The following is a 14,019-nucleotide window of genomic DNA, read 5'->3' as shown; positions in this document are numbered from 1 at the left end:
CGTCGGCCCGAAAATTTGCCCGCCAGAACTCCTCGCCCTGACATCCGGCTTCCTTCAGATTCCACCTCGCGATGGACACCCTTGCCTTCGGCTAACGCTTCCTGCTACCGAGCGCGTAGTGGACTCTCACCACCAAGTTATCGCCCATGCCGGGCGCACAACAGAAGAATGCGGCAAAGCTGAGCCTTGCCGCATTTTTTCATAGACCAAGAAGGTCGCATAGTGACAGGATATAGATCATCCCTGCATTCCTTACATCCTCGATGTCCACATTCTCGTTGTATGAGTGGATTCCTTCCGTATTGGAAGGTCCGTACTGTATGGTAGGTATTCCAAGGTTCCTGTAGTGCTTCGCGTCACTTGACGCCCACTGGTACGCTGGAAGCACATCGATTCCCCAGATTTTCTCGGCATTCTTCTTTATCGCCTGCACTATGGCTGCATCCATAGGTGTCGAATTACCTTTGTTCTTCCAGTCAGCCTCATATTCGACTCCACTAACTCCGCTTTCAGCTATCATGGCCATTATTTCCCTGTCAAGCTCATCAGTGTCCACACCGATAGGAAGCCTTATGTCCACATGAGCCTCGCAGTAGTCAGGCACCATGTTGAGCTTAGTTCCGCCCTTTATTATCCCGACGTTGGCTGTCACATGGTCTATGACGTTCTCGATACCCTTTACCTGAAGCTTCTGTGAAGCTATGAATTTGGAGTTTGCGAGCGCTTCCTCCTGGTCCTTCGAATACCTGCCCTTTACATTGTGGAGCCTGCCGATGCCTTCAAGCACCTTCGCCAGCTTAAGTATGGCATTTTCTCCCTTGTAGTTGCCCAGGCTTCCGTGGGCCGGCATCCCATAGGACTTCAGGATGAGGGCATTTGATCCCTTCTGTCCGATCTCAATCGTTGAATTTGAAGTTGGCTCTGCAACGAGGCATGCGTCAGCCCCATCTGCATAGCCTTCATCGCATAGCCATTTGGTTCCGAATTCCCCTCCTGTCTCTTCATCTGAGACTATGTGAAGCCTGACATTTCCCTTAAGCTTTGCGCCTGATTCCTTGAGGAGCTTCATAGCGAACAGTATCCCGGCTACTCCGGCCTTCATGTCCGAGGTGCCTCTGCCAAGGATCAGCTTGTCGGTTACCGTTCCGCAATAAGGGTCATAGTTCCACCGTGACAGGTCCCCTGCAGGAACCACATCAACGTGTCCGTTAAGGATTATGCTGAAGCCCTCATCAGAGCCCACCTTTGCAAGGACGCATGGGTATTCAGGATTCACGCTTACTTCCTCATGCTCGATCCCTGCACCTGAAAGGTATGACTTGACGAAGTCGACCACTTCCCTCTGGGTTCCTGTCGGATTCTCGCTCTTTATCCTTATGAGGTCAGAGGTAAGCTTTATCAGCTCCTGTTCCCTTTCCTTCGCTGTATTAATGATCCATTCTCTTGTCATGTTCAGTTACTCCTTCCAATAATCAGAAGTACAGGAAGCAGGCTGCCCTGTGACCTTCCTTGACTTCCTTAAGTTCCGGTGTCTCCACCCTGCACCTGTCCATTACATAAGGGCATCTCGTAGCGAGTGAACAGCCCTTCCTTTCACCGATGGGACTTGGTATCTCCCCTACAAGCTGGATCCTCTCCTTCTTCTCGAAGGGACTCTCTGGCGGAATCGCTGAAAGCAGCGCCTTTGTGTAGGGATGGAGCGGGTCCGTGTATATCTCCTCAGCCTTGCAGAGCTCCACTATCTTACCAAGATACATTATGGCTATCCTGTCGCTTACATGCCTTATGACACTGAGGTCATGGGATATGAATATGAGGGTCAGGTCATGGGCCTTCTGAAGGTCGTTCAGAAGGTTCAGCACCTGTGCCTGAACCGATACGTCAAGAGCTGACACCGGCTCATCACATACTATTATCTTCGGCTCCAGGGCCAGCGCCCTTGCCACGTTGATCCTCTGTCTCTGTCCGCCTGAGAATTCATGAGGGAACCTGTGGGTATGCTGCGAATCAAGCCCCACTTCCTTCATGAGTGAAAGGACCCTTTCCCTGCGGGTCTTCGGATCATTCATCTCATGAACTATCATCGGCTCTTCAATTGTCTTTCCTGCAGTCTTCCTCGGGTCCAGGGAGGAGTACGGGTCCTGGAATATTATCTGGAGCTCCTTCCTGAGCTTCTTCAGTTCAGGCCCTGTCTTACCGACAATATCCTCACCATTGTATATTATCTCTCCTGAGGTAGCCTTGTGAAGCTTTACTATGCACCTGCCGAAGGTAGACTTACCGCATCCTGATTCGCCGATTATCCCAAGGGTCTCCCCTTCGTACACATCAACTGATACATCACTTAACGCATGCAGCGTCTTCGGCTTTTCAAGGAAGCTTCCGCCTCTGATCCTGAAATCCTTGCTGAGGTTCCTGATTGAAAGGATAACCTTCTTCTCCATCAGATCTTCACCTCTCTCGTAAGCTTTTCTTTTCCTGTCTGCCTGTGGCAGGCCACGAAGTGACCGTCTGAAACTTCAATCAGCTCTGGTACCTTGTTTGAGCACACATCTAATGCATACGGGCACCTGTTGTGGAAGTTGCAGCACTCTCCGGTGAGCCTTAAGTCAGGCGGCGTCCCGGGTATTGCCGCAAGATGGGACTTTGACTCATCCGAAAGCTTCGGCATCGAATCAAGCAGACCCCATGTGTACGGATGCTGCGGCTCTGCATAGAGCCTCTTCGCGGTGGTATATTCCACTGTCTTTCCGGCGTACATTACCATTACAGTGTCGCACATATCCCAGACGACACCCAGGTTATGGGTAATTAGAAGTATCGCCGTGTCCTGGTGCTTCTGCATTTCCTTCAGCAGGTCCAGCACCTGCGCCTGAACAGTAACGTCAAGGGCCGTGGTCGGTTCATCAGCTATAACAAGCTTGGGCTTGCTGCTTATCGCCATTGCGATTATGACCCTCTGGCACATTCCGCCAGAAAGCTCATAGGGGTAGGAGTTCATCCTTGATTCCGGATTGGGGATTCCTACCTTCTTCAGTGCATCAATTGCTATATTCCTTGCCTCATCCTTGGTCACTTCCTGATGGGCCAGGATCATCTCAACCATCTGGTCACCGATCTTGAAAACAGGGTCCAGCGAAGTCATGGGGTCCTGGAATATCATGGATACGTCCCTGCCCCTGTATTCCATAAGCTCTTTCTTATCAAGCCTAAGTACGTTCCTGCCATCGAATTCTATCTCACCACCGACTATCCTGCCGGTATTCCTAGGCAGAAGCCTTATTATGGAAGAGGCGGTGACACTCTTCCCTGAGCCTGACTCACCAACTATCCCCATGGTCTTGCCGCGCTCGAGGGTAAAGCTCACACCATCAACCGCCTTGGCAGTGCCGCTGGCAAGAAAAAGGTAAGTCTTGAGGTCATTGACCCTAAGTATCACATCTCCCATGTGTCATCCTCCCAATCATGCTTTATTTTCATCTCACTGAAGGCGTCCCTTGTGAGTTCCATGGCGTTATCACCTGTCAGCAGGTCCACCGCCGTCATCGCCATGGCCTTGGCACCAATATTCAGCGCCCTGATACCCATAGGTCCGCCCACAGCCTCCTGGAACTCCGGGGTATGGCCCCTCAGAATCGGTACGACCTGAACATATGACTGAAGGGATGGTATCCTGTGGGTGACATTTCCCATGTCAGTGCAGCCTATCCCAAGTTCTTTCCTTCTCGGCATGACCTTTTCTCCAAGCGCCTCGAAGTTCTTATGAAGGAAGCCTTCAATAACAGGATTATTCCTGATATCCTCATATGACTTACCTTCCTGACTGTATTCAAGCCTGGTTCCCGTTATCTTTGCAAGGCCTTCGCAGGTATCAATAAGCTTCTTCACAAGAGCGATCTTGTCCTTCATGCTGAAGGACCTTACCGTGAACCGCGCCTGACAGTGGTCAGGTACGTATATCGGCTCGTCACCGCCCTTGGAAATGACTCCCAGTATCTTTCCCCTGTCTCCTATCTCAAGCTTCATCGCATTCAAAAGGTTGAACAGCTCAAGGACAGGAGTAAGCGCGCTGATCCCTTCTTCAGGCCAGGTTGCCGCATGGGATTTCTTTCCGTAGAAATCCACGACAAGGTCAGTCCTTGAATAGGATATGTCATTTACAACTGTCTCATTGGCCGGGTGAAGTACCATCGCGGCATCAAGCCCTTCAAACGCTCCATTCTCAAGCATTATGACCTTACCTCCGCCGCCCTCTTCTGCCGGGGTTCCAAATACAACCACCGTACCGCCGGTTTCCTCAATGACTGAGGCTACCGCAGCTCCGGCGCCTACTGCCATTGCAGCCATGAGGTTGTGCCCGCATGCGTGTCCCGTTCCAGGAACAGCGTCATATTCACCGAATATCCCAATCACCGGGCCTTCCTTGCCACTCGTAAATACTGCCCTGACAGCAGTCCCTATACCCCCAATGCCTGTTTCAACATCAAAACCGTATTTTCTGAGGTACCTGGAAAAAGCCTCCATAGCCTTGTGTTCTTCAAAATTGTATTCCGGATTGCTCCAGATTTCCGCCGACAAGGCTGAAAGGTCACCCATGACCTCGTCAACCCTGTCCTGAACTCTAGTCTTAAGATCCATTTCCCGCACCTACTTCTTCATCTTCGGGTCAAGGACATCCCTGATGCCATCGCCAAGCAGGTTGAAGCCAAGCACTGTAAGAAGTATGAAGATACCGGATATTGTTGCAATATGCGGAGCAGTGTTAAGGCTGTCCTTGCCAGCCCGGAGGATGTTCCCCCACGATGCTGTAGGAGGTGTTATTCCAAGTCCGAGGAAACTTAGGGCAGCTTCCGATATTATGGCGCCAGCCACGTTGAGCGTCGCATACACTATTATGGGTGACAATGCATTCGGAAGAATGTGGCTGAACAGTAGCCTCGGCCCTGATGCCCCTATGACCCTTACCGCATTGCAGTATTCCTCATTCTTCACGATCAGCACCTGCCCCCTGACTATCCTTGCAAAGCTGGGTATGTTTGCTATGCCTATCGCCAGTATTACATTGAACACACCGGTACCGAGTATGGTCATGAGTATTATCGAAAGAAGTACGAATGGGAATGCAAGCATTCCATCCATTATCCTCATGACTATGGAGTCGATGACTCCACCCATGTAACCGGAAACAAGTCCCAGGAGAACCCCTATTAGTCCACCTATGAATGTTGCGCCTATTGCAACAAGTATTGATATCCTTGATCCGTATATGATCCTGCTGAGGAGGTCCCTGCCGAACTCATCGGTTCCAAGTATGTGCCCTGCAGAAAAAGGCTTCAGGTATGTGCTTCCCAGCTTCAGCGCATTCGGGTCGTATGGTGCCAGAAAGTTTGCTCCCGCTACCATGAAAAGCATGATACAGACTATTCCCAGCCCGAACATGGCCGTCTTGTTCCTCTTCAGCATGTTCCATGCGCTGTTTGCCCTTCGCTCCTTCTTCAGCATTTCAGAATGGGCATCTCTTCCCAGCTGGTCTTTTCTTCTTTCCATCATGCCCCTCCCTTCGTGCCTTCATAGGTCACTCTCGGATTAATCACCATGTATGCCATGTCTACAAAAAGATTCACGAATACAAATACCAGAGCCGTGAAAAGGACTGCTCCCTGAATCAGCACATAGTCCCTGTTCTCAACTGCTCCAACTATCAGTGTTCCCATTCCAGGCCACGCGAATATGGTCTCGGTTAGTATTGCTCCTGTAAAGGCATGCGCCAGCTGGAGCCCGAACACTGTAACTATCGGAGGAAGTGCGTTCTTAAGGCCGTGAAGGAATATGACCCTCCACTCCTTTATTCCCCTTGCCCGGAGTGATTTTATGAAATCATTGTTTATGACCTCAAGCATGCTTGACCTTGTGATCCTGGCAAATGTGGCTGCAGGTATGGTTGCAAGGCAGCTCACAGGAAGGATCATATGCACTATGACATCCCATAGCCCGTTATCCATGGATCCCATCCCAAGGGACGGCAGCCATCCGAGGTTGACTGAAAATACAAGCACAAGCATGAGGCCAAGCCAGAATATGGGCATTGAGACTCCTACGAGGGCGAGCACCATTGCCACATAGTCGAATATCGAATACTGCTTCACAGCCGAAATGATGCCTATTGGTACTGCAATAAGCACTGCTATCACAAGGCTCGTTATCGATATGAGCAAAGTGTTCGGAAGTTTATTGAGTATCAGGTCTATTACCGGTTTGTTATAGGAATATGACTTTCCGAAATTACCTCTCAGAAGGTCGCCAAGGTAACTGAAGTACTGCTTTATCAAGCTGTCGTTCAGTCCCAGCTGGTCCCTGAGCTTTGCTATCTCCTCAGCTGAAGCCTGCGGTCCCAGCATGGTCGCAGCCGGATCTCCAGGAACCATCCTTGTAAGTATGAAGGTCATCGTGACCACCACTAGCAGGATGGGGATGACCTGAAGAAGTCTGTTGATGATTGTCTTTATCATTTCACACCACCTGTTTAATATGCCGCCATACATAGGATTAAGGGGCACAGAAATATCCGCGCCCCCAACCCGATGATTGCGGCCAATTGCTCAATATTGGCCTATATCGTTACTTCGCTACTTTCCACGCGTTGACTTCAGTGTTGCAGAGGAATATGCTTCCATCCGCCCTCTGAACTACGCCCTGGACATATGGTGAGATACCCCATGTGACATTCTCATTCGCATAGAATATTCCTGGAAGGTCATCAACTATAAGCTTGAGGGCCTTCTTGTACATAGTTGCCCTTTCATCCTGATCAGTCGCTATCAGCGCGTCTGCAAGGAGCTTGTCAACCTCAGGATTGCTGTAACCCTGTCCGTTTCCAAGTGAGCCTATGGCGCTTGAAGCAAATATCTTGTTCAGGAAGAAGAACGGATCCGGATACCATGTCCAGGACATGGCGAATATCTCTGCATTTCCCTTCGATGCTATCTCGGAGAATGTTCCCCACTCAGAAGCCTGCACATCAAGGTCAACATTGAGGTTGGTCTTGAAATACTGCTGGAGGATCGTACCCATCTTTATCCTGAGTGCTGTGTTCGATATGTAAAGTGTGGTCTTGAAGCCATCTGCATATCCTGCCTCTGCAAGGAGCTTCTTGGCTGCTGCAGGGTCATATGTAGGAACCTGTGATACTAGGCTCTCGTCATATCCCCATGATCCAGGAGGAAGAGGAAGAGCTGCCGGCTTTGCTTCGCCGTACTGGTAAACTCCCTTTACAAGCTCATTGATATCAACAGCCTTTATGAGGGCTTCCCTGACCTTCTTGTCCTTTGTAGGGCCTGATACCTGGTTGAAGTAGATGTAAGCGACATGGAGACCTGGTGTCTCAAGGAGCTTCACGTTGGCATCCTCCCTGATTACCTTTACCGCCTCGCCTGTGAGTCCTGAAGCGAAATCAACCTCTCCTGTCCTCAGTGCGTTCGCATTCTGGCTCATGTCGGTTATTACCTTGAAGGTCACTCCATCAAGGTGAGGAACCTGTGCCCAGTACTTCTCGTTCCTGACAAGGACTGCTTCCTCATCAAGCTTGAATTCCTTCATCATGAAAGGTCCGGTTCCCACAAGGTGGTTTCCGAACTCATCGCCCCAGCCCTCTACCTCTTCCTTAGGAACGATAATGTTTCCTGAGTTGGTAAGTGCTGTAAGGAATACCGCATTCGGCTCCGGAAGATGCACTATTACCTCATAGTCATTGACAACCTCGACGCTCTCGATCATGTCAAGCCTCTTCATGGCTGAAAGTTTGAACGATCTCTCGAGTGAATACTTTATGTCTTCAGCGACCATCTTTCTTCCAGTCTGGTACTTTCCAGGGTGGAAGAATACGTCATCCCTCAGCTTGAATGTATACGCCTTGCCATCCTCGCTAATTGACCATTCCTTGGCAAGGTTAGGTATCACCTCAGACAGGTCCATCTTGTAGGAAACAAGGGTGTCTCCGACGTTCTGGATGATCTGTGACTCATAGGTTCCTGTATACTTTACAGGATCAAGGTTCTTTGGTGATGCCGTCAGCGAAACTGTAAGCACTCCGCCCTTGGTAGGTGTTCCGGGTACTACGATCTCAGCTTTGGTTGGAGTGGTTGGTGTCACAGGCGTTGTTGGGGTGGCTTTGTTTCCGCAGCCGGTAAGCGCGGTTACAGCCATCATTGCCGCAAGTGCTGCAACAAGAATTTTCTTCATTGATTTACCCTCTCTCTCTTTTGATTATTTTCAAGACCTTTTCCCATGCAGTTACTATGCGCTTTGCCGCACTCACTGATGCATCTGCCATTTGTATCAGCGAATGTTTGAGCATGTGGCTTACGCATTTTTTACAGGGGTCGCTTTACAAAAGCTTACAGGTCCTCTGTCAGTCATTTTTTTCAAGCCATCTTATTGCGCAATCCGCATAGATGGCCGCCATCTTGTGGATTGCGTCCTCATTGAATGTTACCTTGGGATTATGTACCCCATAAGGATATCCTTCATCCTCTGATCCGGTTCCTACCCAAAGCAAAAGTGATGGAACCTTTTCCGACACTACCGAAAAATCCTCCGACCCTGTCATCCTTGGAATCTCATATGTCGTTCCCTCACCAAGCAGGTCATCTATATATCCGGTGACATCCTCAGTAAGCGCTTCATCATTTACCATTGGGGGTACGCCCTCGCTCAGGAATTCGACCCTGCAGTCCGCCCTGAAGGTCTTTGCAACAGACTCCGAAATATCCAGAAGCCTTCCCTTCATGAATTCCCTGGTATCGCTGTTCATAGTCCTAATCGTACCCTTCATGACAACAGTGTCAGGTATTATATTGGCTGCCGCACCACCGCTGATCATGCCGATCGTCAGCACAACCATATCATCCGGATGGGTCTCCCTGCTGTTTAAGACCTGCAATGCCAGATGCATATGTACAGCGACGTTTATGGGATCTACTCCAAGATATGAGGCTGCTCCATGGGCGCCCTTCCCTGTTATTGTTATTGTAAACACATCGCTTGAAGCGCATGCGCTTCCCTTCGAATAGCCAACAGTTCCCAATGGCTTGTGTACCACATGCAGAGCCATAGCGGCATCCACCTTCGGATCCTCAAGTATCCCATTCTCCACCATGTCCCTGGCTCCCATTACCATTTCTTCACAAGGCTGGAACATAAGCTTTACTGTTCCGTTAAGTTCATATTCCCTTTCCCTTAGTATCCTTGCTGCACCCAGTAATGCCGATGTATGTATGTCATGGCCGCACGCATGCATGCATCCATTTTCCGACCTGTATTCAAGCTCGGTTTCCTCGGCCATCGGAAGAGCATCCATATCTCCCCTTATAAGGAAGGTCCTGCCAGGTTTCCCGACAGTTGCGCTCAGTCCCGATTTTCCGACTTTCTTCACCTCGTAGCCCATGCTCTCCAGGATTTCCCTGACCCTTCCTGTTGTAACCGGCAGGTCAAAGCCTGTTTCAGGATTCCTGTGGAAGAACCGTCTATTTTCAATCATTTCTTCCTTCAGCTCATAAGCTCTTTCCATCACTCCGATATCAACCACCCCTCCCGAATGTGAACAAAGAATAAACTCTCTAAATTTGTCTTATTATACATTCCGTTGGAATTATTTTCAATATCTTCTATAAATATTCGAAAAAAACATTTGTATTCCATCCACAGAAGATAAAATTCAAAATTTGTATTCGTGAAAGCGCATGCATTGTAGTCATTCTAAACCTTTTCAAGGATTTTATAATCTGATTCAATCAGCGTTATACAAAAATATCACATGTATAATTATGTACCGGAACAAATCTTATGATACAATTGTCCTTATCATAAATGTGAACCAAGGAGGATAAATCATGCTTTTAAGACAGATAATCGAGCTTTTCGACCTGCTGGACAAGCCGTCGGCGAATGGTAAGGAGGTACTCAACCTTATAAAGGAAAGAGGGAACGATAACGTCCTGACTTACCTTGACACTGTGACCGGACCGAAGGGCAATACAGATTTCGTAAAAGTGCTTATTAAAGGAAGCAATGGAAAATCATCGGGAGGAAACGCCCCTACTCTTGGGATAATAGGCAGGCTAGGCGGTATAGGGGCAAGGCCTTCAGTAACAGGATTCGTATCAGATGGAGACGGTGCCCTTGCAGCACTTGCATCAGCACTGAAGCTGTCTGAGATGAACAGGAACGGTGACGTGCTTCAAGGAGATGTCATTGTCTCGACACATATCTGCCCTACCGCACCAACAAGGGAGCACAAGCCTGTCCCGTTCATGGATTCACCGGTGGATATGGCTCTTGCAAACAGCAAAGATGTGGATGATAGGATGGATGCGGTAATATCCATCGACACCACCAAGGGAAACAGGGTCATAAACGTGAATGGAATCGCAATATCGCCTACGACCAAGGACGGCTATATCCTCAAGGTAAGTGACAGCGTGCTTGACGTCATGACAAAGGTCACAGGAAAGTCCCCCGTTGTCTTTCCTCTCAGCCAGCAGGACATAACCCCATACGGAAATGACCTTTATCACCTGAACAGCATACTCCAGCCAACCACAGCCACATCAGCACCAGTGATCGGAGTTGCAGTGACAACCGAACTTCCTGTGGCGGGATGCGCTACAGGGGCCAGCCATCCTGGTGATGTCGAGCTAGCCGCAAGGTTTGCGGTGGAGATTGCCAAGGGCCTTGGTGAAGGGTCGGTATCGTTCTATGATGAGGATGAATTCGCTCTCATCGAGAAGCTCTATGGCGACATGAAGAGGTTCCAGACCTTCGGGACCAGGCAGGCGTAATAGTCCCTGGCAAGGCACAGGAAGAACAGGCTGCAAGGAGCGGCGTTGAGACCGAGGTTGCATCGGGCTCACCCTATATTGGAATGCACGAGCTAGAGGCCGCAGCAAGACGGCTTGAAGGAAAGGATGTCAGCTTCATATGCCTCGACTGCATGGGATGCACTGCCGAGATGAAAAGAAGGGTATCGGAAACAGAAGGCAGACCAGTGATCCTGCAATGGACGCTCATCGCAAGGCTTGCTGATTAGCTTTATTCCTCAGGAGAATAACCAGAATTCCAGAGCATGGCTTCAATGATCGAAGCCATGCTTTTTTCATTCCTTAATTTACCATTACCTTGATCACAAGCATATCTTAGGTAAGCTGATGCTTCTTGGATGATGCAATCAGCAGTCAAGGCCACCCCTTTGACGAAAACGACATCAACTCATTTCGTGGTATAAATTTTATAAAATTCAATTTAACCCTTGTAATAATTCATTTCGTGGTATATGATGTAATCAAGAATCATAATTACCAAATAATCATTATTTGAACACAGGGAGTGTTGAAAATGACCAGAATGGCTGAGGAGTTCATAACCATACTTGAAACTGAAGACAGAGCCAAAGCACTTGAATATATAATTGGGAAGCTTGAATCTGGTGAAGCAGGCATAGTTGAGATATATGAGGAAGTCCTGGCGAAATCACTGAATGAGATGAATCTCACCGGAGATGAAAGGACGGATATATGGAAGGAGCATGTACGAAGCTCCATCATAAAGACCATTGTCGAGAACTGCCATCCCTATGTCGTGAAGGAAAGGGAAAGGAAGGCTTCCCATCCAAAGCCCAATAAGGTTGCAGTGGTATGCCCCGTAGACGAGTACCATGAGATTGGAGCAAGGATGATCGCTGACTACTTTACAATAAACGGATATGATACGACTTTTGTCGGAAGCAACACCCCTAAGGAAGTCTTCGTTGCAGGAATCCACGTTGACAGGCCAAATTACGTTGCCATAAGCGTAACCAACCCCTACAACCTGGTTTCAGCAAGGAATACCATCGAGCTCATAAGGAAATCTGATCCAAATGTCACGATACTTGCCGGCGGGAGCGCACTTTCGAAGCTGCACGACAGGGCTGCAAGCCTTGGGGCCGACATGTATCTCACGGGCTTCGAGGATATAGAAGCTCTAGAAGGAGGTAAAGGAATATGAAACTACCGTTCAGGATAGCAGTAAGGTTCCTTGGCTCCAGCCGCGGACAGACAATACTGATAGCCATAGGTATTGCAATAGGCGTCTCAGTACAGATATTCATAGGCTCACTTATACAGGGACTGCAGAAGAGCCTTGTTGACAAGACTATCGGCAGTCAGCCGCACATTACCCTGACTTCTAAGGATGATGATGGACTTATCAGTGACTATTCAATCCTTTCAGACAAGATAATGTCAGAGGTCAGTGACATTGAAGCCATATCGGCATCAGCTGACGGTCCGGCCCTTGTAAAGGTTGATGATGATACCTACAGCGTTCTTCTGAGAGGCTTTGACATACAGAAAGCTGACGGAATATACAACATAACTGACAGCCTGGTCGAAGGGGTTCTTCCCTCCAATGGCTATGAGACACTTGCTGGCACTGACCTTATGGACGAAGCAGGCCTTATGGTTGGTGACTCGCTTGAGCTCATTACCAATCTTGGGCAGACTGAGGAATTCAAGATCACAGGAATATTTGACCTTGGGGTATCGAGCCTGAACAAATCATGGCTGATTTCGAATCTTTACACTGCACAGGAGGTCTTCTCCTACGATGAGGGCGTAACCTCAATAGAGATGCAGGTCAATGAGGTGTTTTCCGCTGATGCAATGGCAGTTGAAGTTCAGAACATCGCAGGAGACGGGATTAAGGTCGACAACTGGAAGGACCAGAATGCCCAGCTCCTCAGCGGACTTAACGGCCAGAGCGTATCAAGCATAATGATCCAGGTGTTCGTCATGATATCGGTACTTCTTGGAATAGCAAGCATACTTGCAATTACAGTGGTGCAGAAATCACGGCAGATCGGAATACTGAAGGCAATGGGAATCAAGGACGGCACTGCAAGCCTCATATTCCTGTTCCAGGGACTTCTTCTTGGCATGGCAGGCGCGGTGCTCGGAGTGGCCTTCGGATTCGGACTCCTGTTCTCCTTCTCCAAGTTTGCATTGAATCCTGACGGAACCCCGGTCGTACCTCTCTTCATAGACTACAGGTTCATCGCCCTTTCAGCGATGGTCGCAGTACTTGCATCGATGGTTGCAGCACTAATACCTGCAAGGAAATCTTCAAAGCTCAATCCGATAGAGGTGATCAGAAATGGCTGATATCATACAATTAAGGAACATAAACAAGATATACGGGAACCAAGTAAAGACCCAGGTGCTCCATGACCTGAGCCTTGACATCAGAGAAGGCAGCTTTACATCTATAATTGGGCAGTCAGGAAGCGGAAAGAGCACCCTGCTCAACATCGTAGGTACCCTTGACAAGCCGACAAGCGGTGAGGTGATTATAGACGGCAAAAGAACAGATGGTATGGGAAAGAACGAGCTTGCAGCGCTAAGGAACAAAACCATTGGCTTCATATTCCAGTTCCACTATCTATTGCCGGAGTTCACGGCAATTGAGAACGTCCTTCTTCCGAATAACATCATGGGCAAGGGCAGCAGGGAAACAAAGGCACGTGCTGAAGAGCTGATGCAGCTGGTAGGACTCGAGAAGGTCAGGAACAACCTGTCCTCCAACATGTCAGGAGGTCAGCAGCAAAGGACCGCAATAGCTAGGGCCCTGATGAACAATCCCAGGATAATACTTGCTGACGAGCCCACTGGAAACCTTGACTCGGACTCCACTGAGAACATCTATAACCTGATGAGGGATATCAACAAAAAGTTCGGGACAACCTTCGTCATCATAACCCATGACAGGAGGATAGCCGAAAAGGCAGACAGGATAATCGAGATAAAGGATGGAAGGATAGCGCTGGACATCTGACGATCTAAATCAGATTTTACTTCTGGACGTGGTAGTGTATTTTAATTTGTGTTTACACATGACTTAAGATATTAACAAGAGTGAGAATAGGAACAGGACAATAGAGCTGAGACATGCTCAGGCACCATATCGAAAATCGATTCTCTGGATTTACAA

The 14,019-nt window shown here is 48.8% G+C and carries 13 protein-coding genes; 5 read left to right on the top strand and 8 right to left on the bottom strand.

All coding sequences use genetic code 11. From position 1 onward, the window contains the following. Window positions 1–199: 199 nt before the first annotated feature. The 8 genes from T472_RS01675 to T472_RS01640 form a co-directional block, all read right to left on the bottom strand. Window positions 200–1,450: a M20 family metallopeptidase gene (locus T472_RS01675; RefSeq protein ID WP_023383470.1), complete on the bottom strand. Its 1,251-nt coding sequence runs from the start codon at window positions 1,448–1,450 to the stop codon at window positions 200–202. 22 nt (window positions 1,451–1,472) lie between these two features. Further along, complete coding sequence (locus T472_RS01670) at window positions 1,473–2,444, bottom strand: ABC transporter ATP-binding protein (RefSeq protein WP_023383471.1); 972 nt, start codon at window positions 2,442–2,444, stop codon at window positions 1,473–1,475. Then, window positions 2,444–3,448 (bottom strand): ABC transporter ATP-binding protein, encoded by a 1,005-nt coding sequence (locus T472_RS01665; protein WP_023383472.1) that lies wholly within the window; start codon window positions 3,446–3,448, stop codon window positions 2,444–2,446. Before T472_RS01665 ends, T472_RS01670 begins: the two co-directional genes overlap by 1 nt. Continuing rightward, a complete protein-coding gene (locus T472_RS01660; RefSeq protein ID WP_023383473.1) occupies window positions 3,436–4,638 on the bottom strand; it encodes a M20 family metallopeptidase in 1,203 nt (400 codons plus the stop codon). The genes T472_RS01665 and T472_RS01660 overlap by 13 nt, the downstream gene beginning before the upstream one ends. Before the next feature lie 9 nt (window positions 4,639–4,647). Then, window positions 4,648–5,547: an ABC transporter permease gene (locus tag T472_RS01655; protein ID WP_023383474.1), complete on the bottom strand. Its 900-nt coding sequence runs from the start codon at window positions 5,545–5,547 to the stop codon at window positions 4,648–4,650. Next, window positions 5,547–6,509: an ABC transporter permease gene (locus tag T472_RS01650; RefSeq protein ID WP_023383475.1), complete on the bottom strand. Its 963-nt coding sequence runs from the start codon at window positions 6,507–6,509 to the stop codon at window positions 5,547–5,549. The genes T472_RS01655 and T472_RS01650 overlap by 1 nt, the downstream gene beginning before the upstream one ends. Before the next feature lie 109 nt (window positions 6,510–6,618). After that, window positions 6,619–8,238: an ABC transporter substrate-binding protein gene (locus tag T472_RS01645; RefSeq protein WP_023383476.1), complete on the bottom strand. Its 1,620-nt coding sequence runs from the start codon at window positions 8,236–8,238 to the stop codon at window positions 6,619–6,621. A 169-nt stretch (window positions 8,239–8,407) separates the two neighbouring features. Further along, a complete protein-coding gene (locus tag T472_RS01640; RefSeq protein ID WP_023383477.1) occupies window positions 8,408–9,565 on the bottom strand; it encodes a M20 metallopeptidase family protein in 1,158 nt (385 codons plus the stop codon). 322 nt (window positions 9,566–9,887) lie between these two features. Here T472_RS01640 and T472_RS01635 point away from each other — a divergent pair, with 322 nt between their 5' ends. From T472_RS01635 to T472_RS01620, 5 genes are all read left to right on the top strand, one after another. Further along, the gene (locus tag T472_RS01635) at window positions 9,888–10,835 is read left to right on the top strand and encodes a DUF1177 domain-containing protein (protein ID WP_023383478.1); all 948 of its coding nucleotides are present in this window, start codon (window positions 9,888–9,890) and stop codon (window positions 10,833–10,835) included. Further along, window positions 10,766–11,083, top strand: a complete 318-nt coding sequence (locus T472_RS19175) for an AroM family protein (protein ID WP_082447506.1) — start codon at window positions 10,766–10,768, stop codon at window positions 11,081–11,083. The genes T472_RS01635 and T472_RS19175 overlap by 70 nt, the downstream gene beginning before the upstream one ends. 305 nt (window positions 11,084–11,388) lie before the next feature. Then, window positions 11,389–12,039, top strand: coding sequence for a cobalamin B12-binding domain-containing protein (locus T472_RS01630; RefSeq protein WP_023383480.1), 651 nt, complete (start codon window positions 11,389–11,391; stop codon window positions 12,037–12,039). Continuing rightward, a complete protein-coding gene (locus T472_RS01625; protein WP_023383481.1) occupies window positions 12,036–13,193 on the top strand; it encodes an ABC transporter permease in 1,158 nt (385 codons plus the stop codon). Before T472_RS01630 ends, T472_RS01625 begins: the two co-directional genes overlap by 4 nt. Continuing rightward, on the top strand, window positions 13,186–13,863 hold the full coding sequence (locus T472_RS01620) for an ABC transporter ATP-binding protein (RefSeq protein WP_023863245.1): 678 nt from the start codon (window positions 13,186–13,188) through the stop codon (window positions 13,861–13,863). The genes T472_RS01625 and T472_RS01620 overlap by 8 nt, the downstream gene beginning before the upstream one ends. Window positions 13,864–14,019 lie beyond the last annotated feature (156 nt).

Origin of the sequence: Youngiibacter fragilis 232.1, from assembly GCF_000495435.3 — a bacterium.
Taxonomy (GTDB): Bacteria; Bacillota; Clostridia; order Clostridiales; family Clostridiaceae; genus Youngiibacter; species Youngiibacter fragilis.
This window is presented reverse-complemented; position numbering and strand designations above follow the sequence as displayed.